General features: G+C 57.7%; 13 protein-coding genes and 1 pseudogene. 2 read left to right on the forward strand and 12 right to left on the reverse strand.

Annotated elements, in window-relative coordinates; translation table 11 throughout:
• The 12 genes and pseudogenes from AAHK20_RS31780 to AAHK20_RS31835 all read right to left on the reverse strand — a co-directional run.
• Window positions 1–272: pseudogene (locus AAHK20_RS31780) on the reverse strand (hypothetical protein); the annotation flags it as partial.
• A gap of 31 nt (window positions 273–303) precedes the next feature.
• Window positions 304–774 carry a hypothetical protein gene (locus AAHK20_RS31785; RefSeq protein ID WP_449185483.1) on the reverse strand — a complete coding sequence of 157 codons (471 nt, stop codon included), beginning with the start codon at window positions 772–774 and terminating at the stop codon, window positions 304–306.
• 204 nt (window positions 775–978) lie between these two features.
• The gene (locus AAHK20_RS31790; protein WP_449185484.1) at window positions 979–1,968 is read right to left on the reverse strand and encodes a type VI immunity family protein; all 990 of its coding nucleotides are present in this window, start codon (window positions 1,966–1,968) and stop codon (window positions 979–981) included.
• Between the two features lie 23 nt (window positions 1,969–1,991).
• Complete coding sequence (locus tag AAHK20_RS31795; protein ID WP_449185485.1) at window positions 1,992–3,026, reverse strand: type VI immunity family protein; 1,035 nt, start codon at window positions 3,024–3,026, stop codon at window positions 1,992–1,994.
• Window positions 3,005–3,988, reverse strand: coding sequence for a type VI immunity family protein (locus AAHK20_RS31800; protein WP_449185486.1), 984 nt, complete (start codon window positions 3,986–3,988; stop codon window positions 3,005–3,007). The genes AAHK20_RS31795 and AAHK20_RS31800 overlap by 22 nt, the downstream gene beginning before the upstream one ends.
• 25 nt (window positions 3,989–4,013) lie before the next feature.
• Window positions 4,014–5,003 (reverse strand): type VI immunity family protein, encoded by a 990-nt coding sequence (locus AAHK20_RS31805; protein ID WP_449185487.1) that lies wholly within the window; start codon window positions 5,001–5,003, stop codon window positions 4,014–4,016.
• 42 nt (window positions 5,004–5,045) lie between these two features.
• On the reverse strand, window positions 5,046–6,092 hold the full coding sequence (locus tag AAHK20_RS31810; protein ID WP_449185488.1) for a DUF4150 domain-containing protein: 1,047 nt from the start codon (window positions 6,090–6,092) through the stop codon (window positions 5,046–5,048).
• Window positions 6,089–7,183 carry a beta-ketoacyl synthase gene (locus AAHK20_RS31815; RefSeq protein WP_449185489.1) on the reverse strand — a complete coding sequence of 365 codons (1,095 nt, stop codon included), beginning with the start codon at window positions 7,181–7,183 and terminating at the stop codon, window positions 6,089–6,091. The genes AAHK20_RS31810 and AAHK20_RS31815 overlap by 4 nt, the downstream gene beginning before the upstream one ends.
• A complete protein-coding gene (locus AAHK20_RS31820) occupies window positions 7,180–8,250 on the reverse strand; it encodes a DUF2169 family type VI secretion system accessory protein (protein ID WP_449185490.1) in 1,071 nt (356 codons plus the stop codon). Before AAHK20_RS31820 ends, AAHK20_RS31815 begins: the two co-directional genes overlap by 4 nt.
• Before the next feature lie 3 nt (window positions 8,251–8,253).
• On the reverse strand, window positions 8,254–8,517 hold the full coding sequence (locus AAHK20_RS31825; RefSeq protein ID WP_449185491.1) for a hypothetical protein: 264 nt from the start codon (window positions 8,515–8,517) through the stop codon (window positions 8,254–8,256).
• Window positions 8,518–8,529: 12 nt separating this feature from the next.
• Window positions 8,530–9,852, reverse strand: coding sequence for a hypothetical protein (locus AAHK20_RS31830; RefSeq protein WP_449185492.1), 1,323 nt, complete (start codon window positions 9,850–9,852; stop codon window positions 8,530–8,532).
• 19 nt (window positions 9,853–9,871) lie between these two features.
• Window positions 9,872–11,968: a type VI secretion system Vgr family protein gene (locus AAHK20_RS31835; RefSeq protein WP_449185493.1), complete on the reverse strand. Its 2,097-nt coding sequence runs from the start codon at window positions 11,966–11,968 to the stop codon at window positions 9,872–9,874.
• A 214-nt stretch (window positions 11,969–12,182) separates the two neighbouring features.
• On the opposite strand from AAHK20_RS31835, the gene AAHK20_RS31840 reads away from it, so the two are divergent.
• Window positions 12,183–13,262 (forward strand): hypothetical protein, encoded by a 1,080-nt coding sequence (locus AAHK20_RS31840; RefSeq protein WP_449185494.1) that lies wholly within the window; start codon window positions 12,183–12,185, stop codon window positions 13,260–13,262.
• Between the two features lie 9 nt (window positions 13,263–13,271).
• A complete protein-coding gene (locus AAHK20_RS31845; protein WP_449185495.1) occupies window positions 13,272–14,030 on the forward strand; it encodes a hypothetical protein in 759 nt (252 codons plus the stop codon).
• Window positions 14,031–14,329: the final 299 nt, after the last annotated feature.

Genomic DNA, 14,329 nt, shown 5'->3' on the forward strand with positions numbered 1-14,329 from the left:
CGAACAACGCCATTCCCAACGGCTCGTGAGTGTCTAGGATAGCCGGGGCGATTCATGTCGAGAAAAGCCGGCTGGGTTTTACCGCCTTCGTCGACGAAGAGTGCGTCGCCATCATCGCCGTGGGACTCGGCTTTAAGCGTGGCACGCGTGCCGTCGGCAAGAGGACACGAGACTATGGTGCGAAGCTTCGTTGGGATAGTGTCATCCGCGTACGTCAAGTTGGTTGAGAACGCGGTCGCGGCGCATAAGAGAGCTAGAGCGATGTATTTCATTTGGCCGTGTCACATGGAAGTTGCACGTTATTTATCGCCACAGAATTCCGAATTGAACTCTTTGAATAGCTCTTCTCCCATCCGCATATCTGACAAAAAAGCGGATGTTCCCGGGCAATTCCCAAAACTCGCTGTCTCTATCTGGATGAAATCTCGCAGAGTTACCGAGTTTTTGAGTGGCCTCGTCTCGACTGTCAGAGAAGCGCAGGCCACCGGGCAGTTCGCCTTGGTACTCTGAGAACTGATCGTCGCCGTGACCGTAGAGAAAGATCGCCGTCAATACTGGAGCGTCACTAGGCAAGTCCACCCCGTACTTTGAACTGACATAGCGCTCGCTTTCAAAGAGCAACGAAACGCCAGCGTCTTCATTGTTCATATACGTATCTGTGTCATCACACTTTATGATGATCCGGCGCTCGATCCCTAGGCTTAACAAGAGACTCTTGGCAGCCTCCGAGTCTGCTTGCTGCCCAATTACGTTCGTGAAATCTTCGGTTCGCATCGTTACCTCGGCGCGTAGCGTTTATCGATCGATGTTCGGTACGAAGAGTCCGCAACCCCATCCGAACTTTGCAACAGGCTCCGAGCTCGCCCAGTCGCACGGTAGATGCAGCTTTTCCAGCGCACATAGACCGCGCCGTGCGATAGAGCGGGATCGGCAATGACGTCGTCAGGATTCATTCGATTGAGATTCGATCATCCAGACTCAATCAAAGCGGCGAACCCACGCGAGGGTTTCTTCTTTCTTGTCGAGATTGTCCGGTACCCGGAAAAGTCTGCTCCGGTAGTCCTCGAAACGGACAGGCTTTGTGTAGCGGGCGACCATGCGATACGCCTCGGGAATGTCGTTACGGTAAGTGTCGCCAAGCTGTGGGGCTTCGCCAGCCTGAATGACGACACCGCCCGGATACTCGTGGACCTTGCACGCTGGTTCCAGTGCATGACGCATCGGCTCGATGCCACCCAGTTCACCCACAATCTTGTCACCTAGCACCGTCAGCCAGTTTACGCACTTAATCTGGTTCTCAACATCGCGCGCATCCGAAGCGAAATCGATGCCATGAACGTAGTCGAAACCCGGGAACCGCTTCATGAGGTGAAGCGCGTACTTGGTGTTTTGAGACATCCCCGAAGCAAAAACAAGTGCGAATCCGCCTGTTCCGTGTACGGGATGACAAATTCCGCACCATCGCAAGACTGCTTGCAGCAACGAATCGAAGTGTGTGTGCCCATTGCCAATGCAGACGGGAATCGTTGCCGATACGTACGAGAGTTCGGCGTATTGAACTCGCTTGACGAGGACGTGGGCCTGATAGGGTTCCACGTCGTCTTTCGGCAAACCTACGTCGACTGCTCCGAACAGCGACGCGCCGTATCCCGTGTCAGGCGGAAATTTTTCGTACTCTGCCTGGAGGCGGGTGGCGAGATCATCTTTGATCTTGACTGTTCGTCGCTGGTCCCGCGGAAGGAACTGATCGACCTTGTCTGCGAATGAAGTCTGATAGTCGATGAGAAAATCGCGCGCCTCTTCGCGCAGCTGTTGTCGATCGGCGTTCGGCATAAAGAGCTCGCAGCCCAATCCAAACTTTGCTGCTGGTCCTGCACTTGCACGATCGTAGGGCAGATGCAACTTGTCCAACGCGCACAGATCGCCATGCGATTGAACGAGATCGGCAATGACGTCGTCAGGTTTCATCCGATTGAGATTCGATCACCTAGTTAGTCGAAGCGGCGAACCCACGCGAGGGTTTCTTCCTTCTTGTCGAGGTTCTCCGGCACCCTGAAAAGTCTGCTCCGGTAGTCCTCGAAACGGACTGGCTTCGTGTATCGGGCGACCATGCGATACGCCTCGGGAATATCGTTACGGTAAGTATCGCCAAGCTGTGGGGCTTCGCCAGCCTGGATGACGACACCACCCGAATACTCGTGGACCTTGCACACAGGTTCAAGTGCTTCACGCATCGGCTCGATGCCGCCCAACTCCGCTACAACATCGTCAGACAGTACGGTGAGCCAACTTACACCCTTGATACGGTTGTAAACGGCACCTGCTTCTCGGGGAAAAGCGATGCCTTCGACGAAATCGAAACCGGGAAAGCGCTTCATCAAGTGCAGAGCGTATTTGGTGTTCTGCGACATGCCGGACGCAAAGATGAGCGTGAATCCCGCGGTCCCATGTGCGGGCCGAGCAATCGCGCTCCATCTCAAGACAGCTGCCAGCAGCTTGTCAAAATGCTGCACGTCTAATGCGTCACAGACCTGCATAGTGGCTGCTAAGAAAGACAGCTCACTCTCCTCATTTCGACGTATCAACACGTGCGCCTGAAAGGGTTCGGCATCGTCTTTTGGTATCCCGATATCGACAGCACCGTACAAAGAGGTGCTATAGCCTTCGCCTACCGGCTGCTGGGCATACTCAGTGCGAATACGCACCTCAAGGTCGCCTGAGATTTTGACGGTCCGACGCGCGTCTATAGGAAGGAACTTGTTAACTCGCTCCGGGAACATCTGCTGGAAGTCGAGCAGAAACTGAAGCGCTTGCTCGCGCTGTACGGAACGATCGACGTCTGGGAGATACAGCTCACAGCCCAAGCCGAACTTAGCGGCCGGGCCTGCATTTGCACGGTCGTACGGCAAATAGATCTTATCTAGCACACACAGTCCGCCGTGCGACTGGATAAGGCCGGCAATGACGTCGTCAGGTTTCATCCGATTGAGATTCAATTGCCCAGTCAGTCGAAGCGGCGAACCCACGCGAGGGTTTCCTCTTTCTTGTCGAGGTTCTCAGGCACCCTGAAAAGTCTGCTCCGGCAGTCCTCGAAACGGACAGGCTTCGTGTATCGGGCGACCATACGATAGGCCTCGGGAATATCGTTACGGTACGTATCGCCAAGCTGTGGAGCTTCGCCAGCCTGAATGACGACACCTCCCGGATACTCGTGGACCTTGCACACCGGTTCAAGTGCTTCACGCATTGGCTCGATGCCGCCCAGCTCTCCCACAATCCCGTCACCAAGGACCGTAAGCCAATTGACGCATTTAATTTGATTGTGGACTTCCTGGGCTTCCATCGAAAAGTCGCCGTAAACGTAGTCGAAACCGGGAAATCGCTTCATCAAATGCAGTGCATATTTAGTGTTTTGCGACATTCCAGATGCAAATGTCAACGCGAATCCCGCCGTTCCGTGTGCTGGTCGGCAGACAGTGCACCAACGCAAGACTGCACCCAACAGGATCTCGAAATTTGGGCGCTCTTCTTTGCACACCGGCATATAGCTAACGACGTACGATAACTCCTTATACTGAGCGCGCTTTACTACGACGTGCGCCTGATAAGGGGGTACGTCGTCTTTTGGCAAGCCAATGTCTTGCTTCCCGAATAGAGCCGTGCCGTAGCCAGTGTCCGCGGGATATTTCTCGTATTCGGCACGGACGCGCGCCTCAAGATCGTTGGATACCTTTACGGTTCGACGTGCGTCTCTTGGCAAAAATTCGTTGACGCGACCAGGAAACATTTGTTGGTAGTCGAGCAAAAACGTTAACGTTTGCTCGCGCAAAACATCCCTATCTATGTCGGGCAAATACAGTTCGCATCCCAGGCCAAATTTGGCCGCAGGACCGGCGTCCGGTCGATCATATGGCAGATGCAATTTGTCCAGCGCGCACAGACCGCCGTGCGATTGAACGAGATCGGCAATGACGTCGTCAGGTTTCATCCGCTTGAGATTCAATCACCCAAACTCAATCGAAGCGGCGAATCCATGCGAGGGTTTCTTCTTTCTTGTCGAGGTTGTCCGGCACTCTGAAAAGTTTGCTCCGGTAGTCCTCGAAACGGACAGGCTTTGTGTAGCGGGCGACCATGCGATACGCCTCAGGAATGTCATTGCGGTAAGTATCGCCAAGCTGTGGGGCTCCGCCAGCCTGAATGACGACACCGCCCGGATACTCGTGGACCTTGCACACTGGTTCAAGTGCTTCACGCATTGGCTCGATGCCGCCCAGCTCGGTCACGATTTCTTCACCTAGAATTGTCAGCCAGTTCACGCATTTAACGCGATTGTGGACAGCACCTGCCTGCAGCGAGAAATCAACACCATCAATGTAGTCGAAGCCCGGGAATCGCTTCATCAGAAACAACGCGTACTTCGTGTTCTGCGACATGCTTGGGGCAAAGATCAATGCGAAACCCGCACTCCCATGCGCTGGACGACAGATCGCACTCCAGCGCAGTACAGCATCGAGCAGGACGTCAAATTGAGGCGCAGGAGACCCGTCGCACACAGGCATAGTCGCGCCCACATAGGAAAGCTCCACTTCCTCGCTGCGGCTTACCAGAACGTGCGCTTGGTAGGGGGCAACGTCATCCTTCGGCAAACCAATATCGACCGCGCCGGACAATGCAGTGCTATATCCGTCGTCGACTGGATGCTTTTCGTGGTCGGCACGAATGCGCGCATCAAGGTCGCCGGCGAGCTTGACGGTACGTCGCGCGTCCGCAGGTAGAAATTCGTTGACGCGTTTCGGAAACATTGCCTCATAGTCCAGCAAAAACTGTCGCGTCTGCTCACGTAATACACTTCTATCGATGCTCGGTAGATATAGTTCGCAACCTAGACCAAATTTTGCGGCTGGTCCTACACTTGCACGATCGTAGGGCAGATGCAATTTGTCCAGCGCACACGGACCGCCGTTAGATTGGATAAGCTCGGCAATAACTTCTTCAGGCTTCATAGTTCAATTCTCGATTCAGTTATCTCAGGTTGATGGCCAAACTTACGGAACAGGAACGAGATTGCGCGGAGGGAACAGTCGGCTTGCTTCGGAGATAACCAACACCGTAACGAGCGCAGCTCCCGTTAGCCTCAGCCCCGTAGTTGACGCAAGTGCATCACCGAATTTGTCCAGAAGGCTTTTTTGTTCCGGTGCCGGTACTGCAACAGGCACGGGCTGCTTTGGAGGCCAGTCGTCATCGCAGTCGCACCGCTCGTCGACGCGAAACTCCTCAAAATTGTCCTCGTCACCCGTGTATTTCTCAGCGATGCGCCTATAGTCCCGCCTTGCCTGCTTCGTAAGGGTGTCATCGCCAAACTTCATGTCATATAGCTTCGTCATTTGACCGTTCTCGACCTGAGCAACATCCAACCGCCGAGAATCCGGCCAGAGCATGTTCGAGCTAGGGACATCCGGATTTGCCCTGCTGCCAATCAGGTCCCACCCACTTTTGCGACCAAAGGATATCTCTCGCCACATCGGCGAATCAGGCTTAGGGTAGCCCCCATCGTAATACTTCTTGTCGATCTTCTTACGAACGCAGTCCTGATAGGTCTGCCCTGGCTCCAACTTTCCTTTCAATTCATTCAGACACTCACAAGCCATCTGGCACATCTCATCAAGGAAGTCCTGATCCTTCTTCGGCAGATCCCGCTGCTTCAACCCCGCCATGTTCACCGTGTTCCGGTGATTCATGAAAAGCTTGTCGGTCAGCCGGCACGCTGGCTTCTTGTCGACGAATACGTCAAAGGAGTGTGTGATCCAGTCGGTCTCTGCCAGATGCGTGCCCGAGACCACGCCCCCCATCGAGCCGGCTTCATCGTAAATGCTCTTCGAGAACTGGCTGCCATCGATGGCGATCATGTTTCCGCCGTCAGCAAAAACCGAAGTGGAACCCTTCACCAGATCGCTCGAATGCGCCTCGTTCTGGTACGGCACCGGTGTGCCGTTGCCCGGCGTCTTGCAGACATCCGGCAACGTGTTGTCGGAAACGCCGCCGCTGCCGCGATGGCACAGCGTCAGTCCGTTGACGTTGATGCTGATCGTCACAGGCGTATCTCCTGCAGTTTGGGCACCACATCAAGCGCACCGATGACCGCTGCTCCTCGCAGCGGATCGTCGGAACTAGCCAGCACCAGTTGCGCGGCCGCTTGCTGCTGCCTCTTGGCGGTGTACGCGGCCAGGGCAACATGCGCGACCGAGCTCGCTGCGTTCAGATCGCCGCTCGCGAGCGCCGGCAAAGCGCGTTGCCACTGGGGTGTGAGGAACCGAGAGAGACGCAGTGTCGTGAAGCCAAACTGGTCCGCCCGGTACGGTTCGCCGTTAAGGTCTGCGGTGATCGAGGAGACCTGGTTCGCTCCATAGCGCTGAGCCTGCTCGATCGCCCCACGCGCGGCTCGCGTAAGCCCTGCCCCGGTACAGACACCGTCAGAAGCGTGGGTGACTGGCTCTTCAGCAATCCCGGTTCCGAGCAGTCTCGCCCAGCCTGTTGATCCAGGAATACCCCCTGTCAGCACGATTGCGGCCGCGCCCTCGCCCGGTATGCGGCCGTATGGCTCCGGATGAATTCGCGTCTGATGTCCGTGGCGCGCGCCATGCAGCAGCGACTGCATGTCGAGCCACATCATCGCCTCGCGGTTCAAGCCAGATTCGACGCCCAACACCACGGCGAGCGTGTCAGGTCGCGTGGAGAGGTAATCAGACGCTTCACGCAACGCGGCGATTCCTGCAGCATGGCCACCGGTGTGCGGCACGACGCGCTCCCATCGAAACGGCCCCTCCTGAACGCCACGCATCACGGTTTCAACGAGGCCGTCCGGCATTCCGAGCCGCTTGGTGGCGTCAGGCAGAACCAGCCACAACACGCACGGCCTTTGCTGAACCACGGACGGCAGAGATTGCTCCAGCGACATGGCAAGCTGCTCTAGCGCGGCTCGTGCCAGCGAGGCCCAGCGCGCGGCATCGAAGGGGGTGTCGATCGGAAAGAAGCTGCCGCGGCAATGCTCGCCAGCCTGGTCAATGTATTCAGGGTGTCGCTGCAGCAGCGACAGCTGTGCGCGAACGGCGGCATCGGCCAGCTCGAGCGTCGGGCCCGAGGGAAACGTGCATGCAGCGGCCGCGATGACGGGTGCCGAACTCATGCGGACTCCGCTGCAGTTGGGCGGGAATCAGCGGCGTCCAGCTTCGGTGCATCTGTCCGGTCCAGTGGTCGACGCTTCTGCGTGATGCGGGTACGGTCCAACAGGTTGACCTTCGCATGGCAAGGCAGTGCCATGTGGTGAACGACGCTGACGCGTGGCGCGTCGGGCTCGAGGATGACCGTATGGATGACGGGCCGGGTGTGCTCCCGCGTGCCGTCGTAGAAGAACGTTTCGCAGACGATCGTCACCTTCGGCAACCGGAACGTGAGCTTGCCGCCATGGACGAATTCGGGCCGTGTCACGTTGATCAGCGTGACGGCTTCACCGCCCTTGAGGCGGCCCGTCGCCTGCTGCGCGTCGGGCGCGATTTGCCAGAAGCGTGAGTCGAAATCCTCAGGCGGCAACGGATGGCGGTCATTGAGCCATGCGTCGTCGTAGGTTCCGGCGTATTGCTGACGCATAGGCCAGTGACCGGGGATCGCTCCGAGGCAGGCCGTTGGTGGCACGTCGTCGCGACTGCGGATCGGATGCGCCACCGACTCGATGTTGGGCATCCACACCCGCCCTTCCGGGTCTGCGGCTACGCCGCGCCCGACAGGGTTGCGGCTCGCAGGCGGAAACTCTGGTACGTCGCCACCGAAGGCGCGTTCGTAGACCAGCGGCATGCTGACAAACGGCTCCGGCGCAGTCGGCTGCCACGACAAGCGTTTCCGTTGCCAGTAGCGATCTCCGTACACCTTCACCATTCGATTCACCGCGCCGATCTGAAACCCCGCGCTGAGTTCGCGTGCAGGTTTCCCATCCGGCGTCCACGCGTGCCCGTTGAGGATGATGTCGGTTGCCTGCTTGGGCGCGCCGAGATCGTTGTCGTATTTCAAGCTAGTAGAACCGTCATGCGGCACCGGGCCGGCGTGCATCGGCACCTGCTCCGCAGCGAGGCGCGTGGTGCCGTCCGGCAGGATGTCGTAGGTCGCCTTGACAGCAACCACCCATACCTCCGCGCCGTTGGTGTCGCGCACCCATGTGCGGTCAGCCATGAACGGGGTGCGGTTGTCGATGCTCCACATGGATCAGTTCAGCTCTACTTGGCCACCGGCAATGCGGTTGATTCCGGCAGCGTCGCTCACGATGTATTCGCCGCGCAGCGAGATCTTCCCGTTCGGGTAAAGCGTGATGCTGGCCTTCCCGCAACGCAGTGTGATTTTCTGGCGTGCCTCCAGCACCAGTTCGTCTTCCATCGGCGCCGGCGGCTGTGCTCCGCCGTTGGGCGCGCTGGGCGAAGCGTCTGAAGATGCCGGTTCAGGCGAGAGAGCCAGTTCGATTTCGCGGGTCATGGCGTCGGTCTCCTAAGGGAGGATGGCGCACTGCGCAGGGGCCGGCAGATGCGTCGGAAAGAGCGGACCATGCGTGAGCCGCTGCCAGTGTTCGGCGGCGACCGGCCGCCACGCAAGCGGGCCATTCGTGATCACTTTGATCAGCCAATCGGCCGCTATTGGACCGCCCAGAAAATATTGGCGTGCGCGATCGAAGCGGTTCTCACTGTTGCGCCACCAGACACGGAAGGCATCGGGTTTCGGCCAGGGCAGCTCGCTATCCTGATCCGGCGCGGGCATATGGTCGCCGTCGGCTTCGTCACGTTCCGTGCTGCGCTGGTTAGCGGCCATCCATCCGTCGCGGGCCGGGTCCGAGCCCGTGATGAGCGAGAGCGACGCGCCGGCCACACGCGCAAGGTCGGGTTCGTCGAGATACCCGATGAGAGCGGGCACGGCATCGATGTGGCCAGCCCACCCCAATGCCTGGATATGGAGCCGCTTCGCAGCGGAGCCTTTGACGGCGCGCATGACACTAGGAATATCCTGCGAAGCATGCAGTGCAACCGCACGAACAGCGGACTCGACGATCGCTGGATCGTCACCCTCTGCCAACGAGGACAACACAGCAAGCGCGGGGACAGCAGCATCGGCAGCGCCCAGCGCGAGCAGTGTGCGCGCCGCGGTCAAGCGCACAACCGCAGCGCCGTGATCAAGGTATGTTCGTGCCGCCGCCGCTAAATCACTGCGACCCAGTCGGCACACCATTTCCAGCGCAGAGCAGATGTCAGCCGGACCAGGCTCGTTGACAGCTCTTATCGCATCGAGCGCCCGCGCGGCCATGCTGTCGAAATCACGGTATCGCACGCCCACCACTTGAAGCCGCATCGCCAGCGGAAGGTTGGTGATTCGACTTTCAAGCCATGGAGAGGGTGGCGCCCATCGGAATGCATCGAGCCATGCTTCCTTCAGCTCCGGTAGCACCGTCTGGAGTGCCATGCAGGCGTCGAGCAACACGTCATCCGAGGTTGAGAGCGCAAACAGCGACATGACGAACATCTCGCCGGGACGCAATGGTTCTTTCAACAGCGCCTGCAGATGTTCACGGGCCGGTGAGCCGAGTGCGCAAAGCGCACCGAGCGAGGCCAGCAGGCGGTCGTCCGACTCGGCAAGGTCAGCGAAGTCGAGGATCGGACTGGCGAGCCGAGCCGGCCGGCGACGCCAGGCGAACGCGAGCAGATCCGCGTGGTGATCAACCAGCTTGCCGGCGGTGCTGCCGACAAACAGCTCGTGTACCGCCGAACGCGGACGCACAGTCGTCGAGGCGTGCGCAATTTCGCTCGTTATCGGTTCGTTCACGGCGTGGGTCCGCAGCGAGTCAGTTGGTGTTGATCGAGCTGCCGTCGAGCTTCACCGCTCCGGAGCCCTTGATGCTGATGTTTGCACCACTGATCACGATGTTGCCGTCGCTGGTCATCACGATGCTGGCTTTGCCGGCCTTGATCTCGATCCTGTCGCCCACATTCAGCGTGTACGTCTTGCCGACCAAGGTTGTCTTCGACAGTCCAACCTCCTCGCCACTGGCAAGCCCCACGGCCGTATTCATCCCGCCGGCGACTGTTACGACGTACGCCCCTCCGACCGTCAACGCCTTGGCCAGCCCGACGGTTTCTGCCGATGCAAGCGCCACCAGCAGGTTCTGGGCGCCATCGATCGTCTCGCTGCGGTTACCGCCGACGGACAGTGTTTCGTTACCGCCTACGGACTCGGTGCGGTTCACGCCGACGGAGATGGTCTCGTTGTTGGCAACGGTCTCCGTGCGGTTGTTGTTGACCTGGACGGTTTCGTCGTGCTGGATGGTTTTCGAGCGATCGTTGCCAACCGTATGCGACTCGTCGTTCTCGACCTCGATGCGCTGATCCTTCTCGGCGTGAATCCAGACTTCTTCCTGGCCGAGCTTGTCCTCGAACCGGATCGCGTTTGCGTTGGCCGCATTCGCTCCCTTGCTCGAACGGGACAGGATGCCGCTTTGCGTCGCGTTGGCCGGCAACGCCCACGGCGGCGTGTTCTGCGCGTTGTAGACGCGCGAGATGATGATCGGCCGGTCCGGGTTGCCGTCGAGGAACGAGACAACGACCTCGTCGCCGATGCGCGGGATTTGGATCGCGCCGAACCCACCGCCCGCCCAAGGTTGACCAACACGCACCCAGCACGAGCTACGCTGATCCTTGTTCCCAAGGCGATCCCAATGGAACTGCACTTTGACTCGCCCAAGCGAGTCCGTATAGATCTCTTCGCCCTTGGGGCCAACGACAATAGCTGTCTGAGGGCCCGTGATCATCGGCTTCGTCGTGCTGAGCGCAGGACGGAAAGGAATCTTCTTGCGAATACACACGAAGCTATTCGCATACGTCGCGGCGCCATCGGACGACTGATAGTTATTGGTACCGTGATGACTGACAGACAGGACGAGAAACTCCCTATCTTCCTGCTGACCGCTATCGTGATCGTAGTGCCCGGTCAATTGGAAGGTGCGGCCGACCGTGAGCGTCCGGCAATTGCTCGCGCCGACGAATACCTTTCCCTCAGCCTCAAGAGCTTCCAGACGAAAGCGCGTGAGCTCCTCTCCGCGATCGGTCGAATCGAAACCGTGCGCGCCGACGTAGTCGTAGATTTCGTATTTCTCGACATCGCCCTGGTTGGTATTCGTATCGCCGGACACATAGCGCTGCGCACTAGGCGCCTTGTAGTCGACCGTCTTCAGACTGATGCGGCCCGACTCCAGCTTTCGATCCGCACGAAACTGAGTCACGACGTTTTCTTCGTCGAACATTTCGCCCGTGGCGTACCGCAACGTCGAATCGCCATCGATCGGCTTAGCGGTGGTCGAATCGTCGGTGATGATGAGCTTATGCCCGTCTTCGGTATGCTCGAAATAAAAGAAGAGCCCATCCTGCTCAAGCAATCGCTTGACGAAGTTCAAATCCGATTCCCGATACTGCGTGCAATAGCTATAAGGCTTCAGTTGCTTGCTGAGCCGAAACTCGTATTTGGCGAGCGCACCGTACTGGGAAAAGACTTCGGTCAGAATGTCCTCGGATGTCTTCTCCTGAAACACCCGAATATCGAAGCGGCGGCTGAGCATCCACAACCATGGGCTAAGCGTCGCTGAATAAGTGGAAAGGCCGCCGTCCGTTCCGAGGTGAACGAAGCGCGTCACATAGCCGTGAAAATATCGAGTCGTCCCATCGGGAACCTGTAGCTCGACGGAAACGTCCTTGGCAATCAGCTCTTTCAGCTCGATCGTCGCATCCTGCGACGTCAGGCCAAGCTCGATCGTATAAAGCCGGGACAGCTCTTCCTGGTAACTGAAATCATTGACGAGCACCTGCGAGCGGCCCGACAACGGCGTCTTCACCGAGAAAAGCCGGTTGTTTTGCAAACTGAGGATTTGGGTGAAATCGGACATTTCCATGACAAACCCCTATACGGCCGCGCGCTCTCTCACGCAGGCGTAACATTGCGGCTTTCAGCAATGTCGTGATTAAATTTTGCTCGGCGATTATAGTCTCAGTTTCTGGCTTACTGAACAAAAGCAGCTAATTTGACATTTTTTGGATTTATTTTGCGAAACTAGTAGTCAGTCAATATTCCCGATTTATTTCCTGATTTGAATAAAGCAGGTAAAAATGGCTGAAACAGAGCTTTACGCTTGTACGGCGGAGAATCCTGGTGCATTGACGGGATTTCCTGGCTTGCTCGGCCCAGGCGCGAGCCCTAATGCCGGTCCGGTCCTCGGCATGGGTTCGGATATTGCGAGGACGTCAATCGACATTGGCGGGTCATATCCTGCCGATGCGGCGGCGGCAAGCCGCTATTTGATTGCGAAGCTGAAGTACGACACGGACATGACGCCGGAAGAACGGGTCAGTGATCTCAGGCAACTCCAGCTCGCATTGCGTGATGCCGAGACGACGCTCAATAAAACCGAAGTCGGCAAGCTATATAAAGAGGCGCAAGGTGTTCCGGGATTGACCGGCGATATTCTCAATGCCGCTTTCGGGCCGACGAATATCGGCTCGAGTCTCGCGACGGCAACGGGAGCGGCCCTCGCGACTGTACAGAAAGCGCCGACATCCGACCTGCTCGACATACCGGAGAGCACACGGCAAAAGCTGCTCGCGTGGGCACGCAAGGGAGGCAACCAGGGCATCAAGTCGGCTCGGAAACGCTTCGGGCAGACGCTTGAACTGGTGCGCGAGGATGGGAAATGGATGTTCGAGATCCCGGCGAACAAAAAAGCAGCGGGCTATGTGATTCGCGGACGAGCTGCGCAGACCGTGGTGCGAATTCCTGCGTATCGACAGGCTGCGCTTGACGCGCTAGAGGTGCGCAACCGGCTCAATCTTGCGGGTTTTGACAAGTCAATTGGCGGTCATATCGTCGGCTTTGGAGCTGGTGGACTGCTCGCCTTGGGGCCACAGGCTATTTCTGATGCGATCGATGCTGACAATATGCATCAGTTCATGAGCCTCGAGGCACATAGCCAGGTCGCCAATGCTGCTGGCTGGCTTGCCGGCGCGGGAGCGGGGGCTATCCTGCCGAGCGCAGTTGCATTTTTTGTGGCCGCTCCCGTTGAGGTCCCTGTGCTCCTCGTTCTCGCAGTGGGATTTGGCGTCGGTTTGACCGCGCAACTTCTTGTGTCGAAGTTTTATGGAAAGCGGGTTGGCGATGGCTTGGTCCATATTGCCGACGGTCAACCTTGGTAAAAGAAACTCATGGAAAGACTGCTCATCCGAGCACCGTTTGTGCTCGTTGTCATTAACGTGGTCGTGGGAATCTTCATTGCGACTAGCTTTCCACCTCTCGCGTGGCTAGTGCCGGTGATGATTGTTACTGCACTGGTCTTTAGCGTGTACGCCGCATTTGTGTCCACTCGATTCACGATCTACTACGGCGGAATGAGCGTTCTAATGCGCCTGAACTTCTGCCTGTTCGCGGTATCTGTCCTCGAGGCAATACTCGATTCGTGGCTGTCGCCCCATGCCGTCTTAGCCGTGGTGATCTGGTACCTCACTCTGCTTAGCGCGTCGTATCTACTTTATTTCCGCAGTGAACGTCGTGCGAATTGGAGTGAATTTTCGACGTCGCTCGCTAGCCCGACGCTCGCGATCGAAAACCTGAGAGTCAGAAGGATTCCTCCTGCTCAAGCGCCACGTAAGGCACGCTCATCGTCTAGTGCCTACGCAAATATCGGCGCGGCGTTGGGCATTGGCGTGCTCACTATGATCGGGGCCGTATTCGGCGCACACGCTAAAGAACTTGTGCAAATTGCCGTTGCAACTGCACTCATATTGTCGCCACTCGTCTTTCTGCGGTACATCATGGCGTACTTCGTAGGCGTCAGCGAGGTGCGAAAAGTCGAGCGGAAGCGTGGGCTGCGGTTTGAATTGGACAATGTCGATGCTCTTCAGGAGGAGAGAAGCAAGCTGTTCATTGCGCGCTTGCTGAACCCTCGACTTCGTCACCAGGGTTGATTCGCCATTGGAGGTGTCACTGTCCTCGTGACGATCACCTTCATCGCCAATACGGGCGCCATACGATTCGCGAATCACTTGGGCATCGACTATTTGTTTGGAAACTGGATCGATGCTTGGCAGGAGGAGTGCTGACGATTGCTGTCCGAACCAGCTGCAATCTGGAATTTAGTTAGGATCGCGAGTAATCGCTTGCGACAGAGGCAATTACGATCATTCAACTTTGACCGGGAACAGCGAGTCGCAGACGCTGGCGAAAGATGCTCAAGTTCGCTCGAAAATTACCACAGGTCCTATTC

Source organism: Trinickia camelliae, from assembly GCF_053525655.1.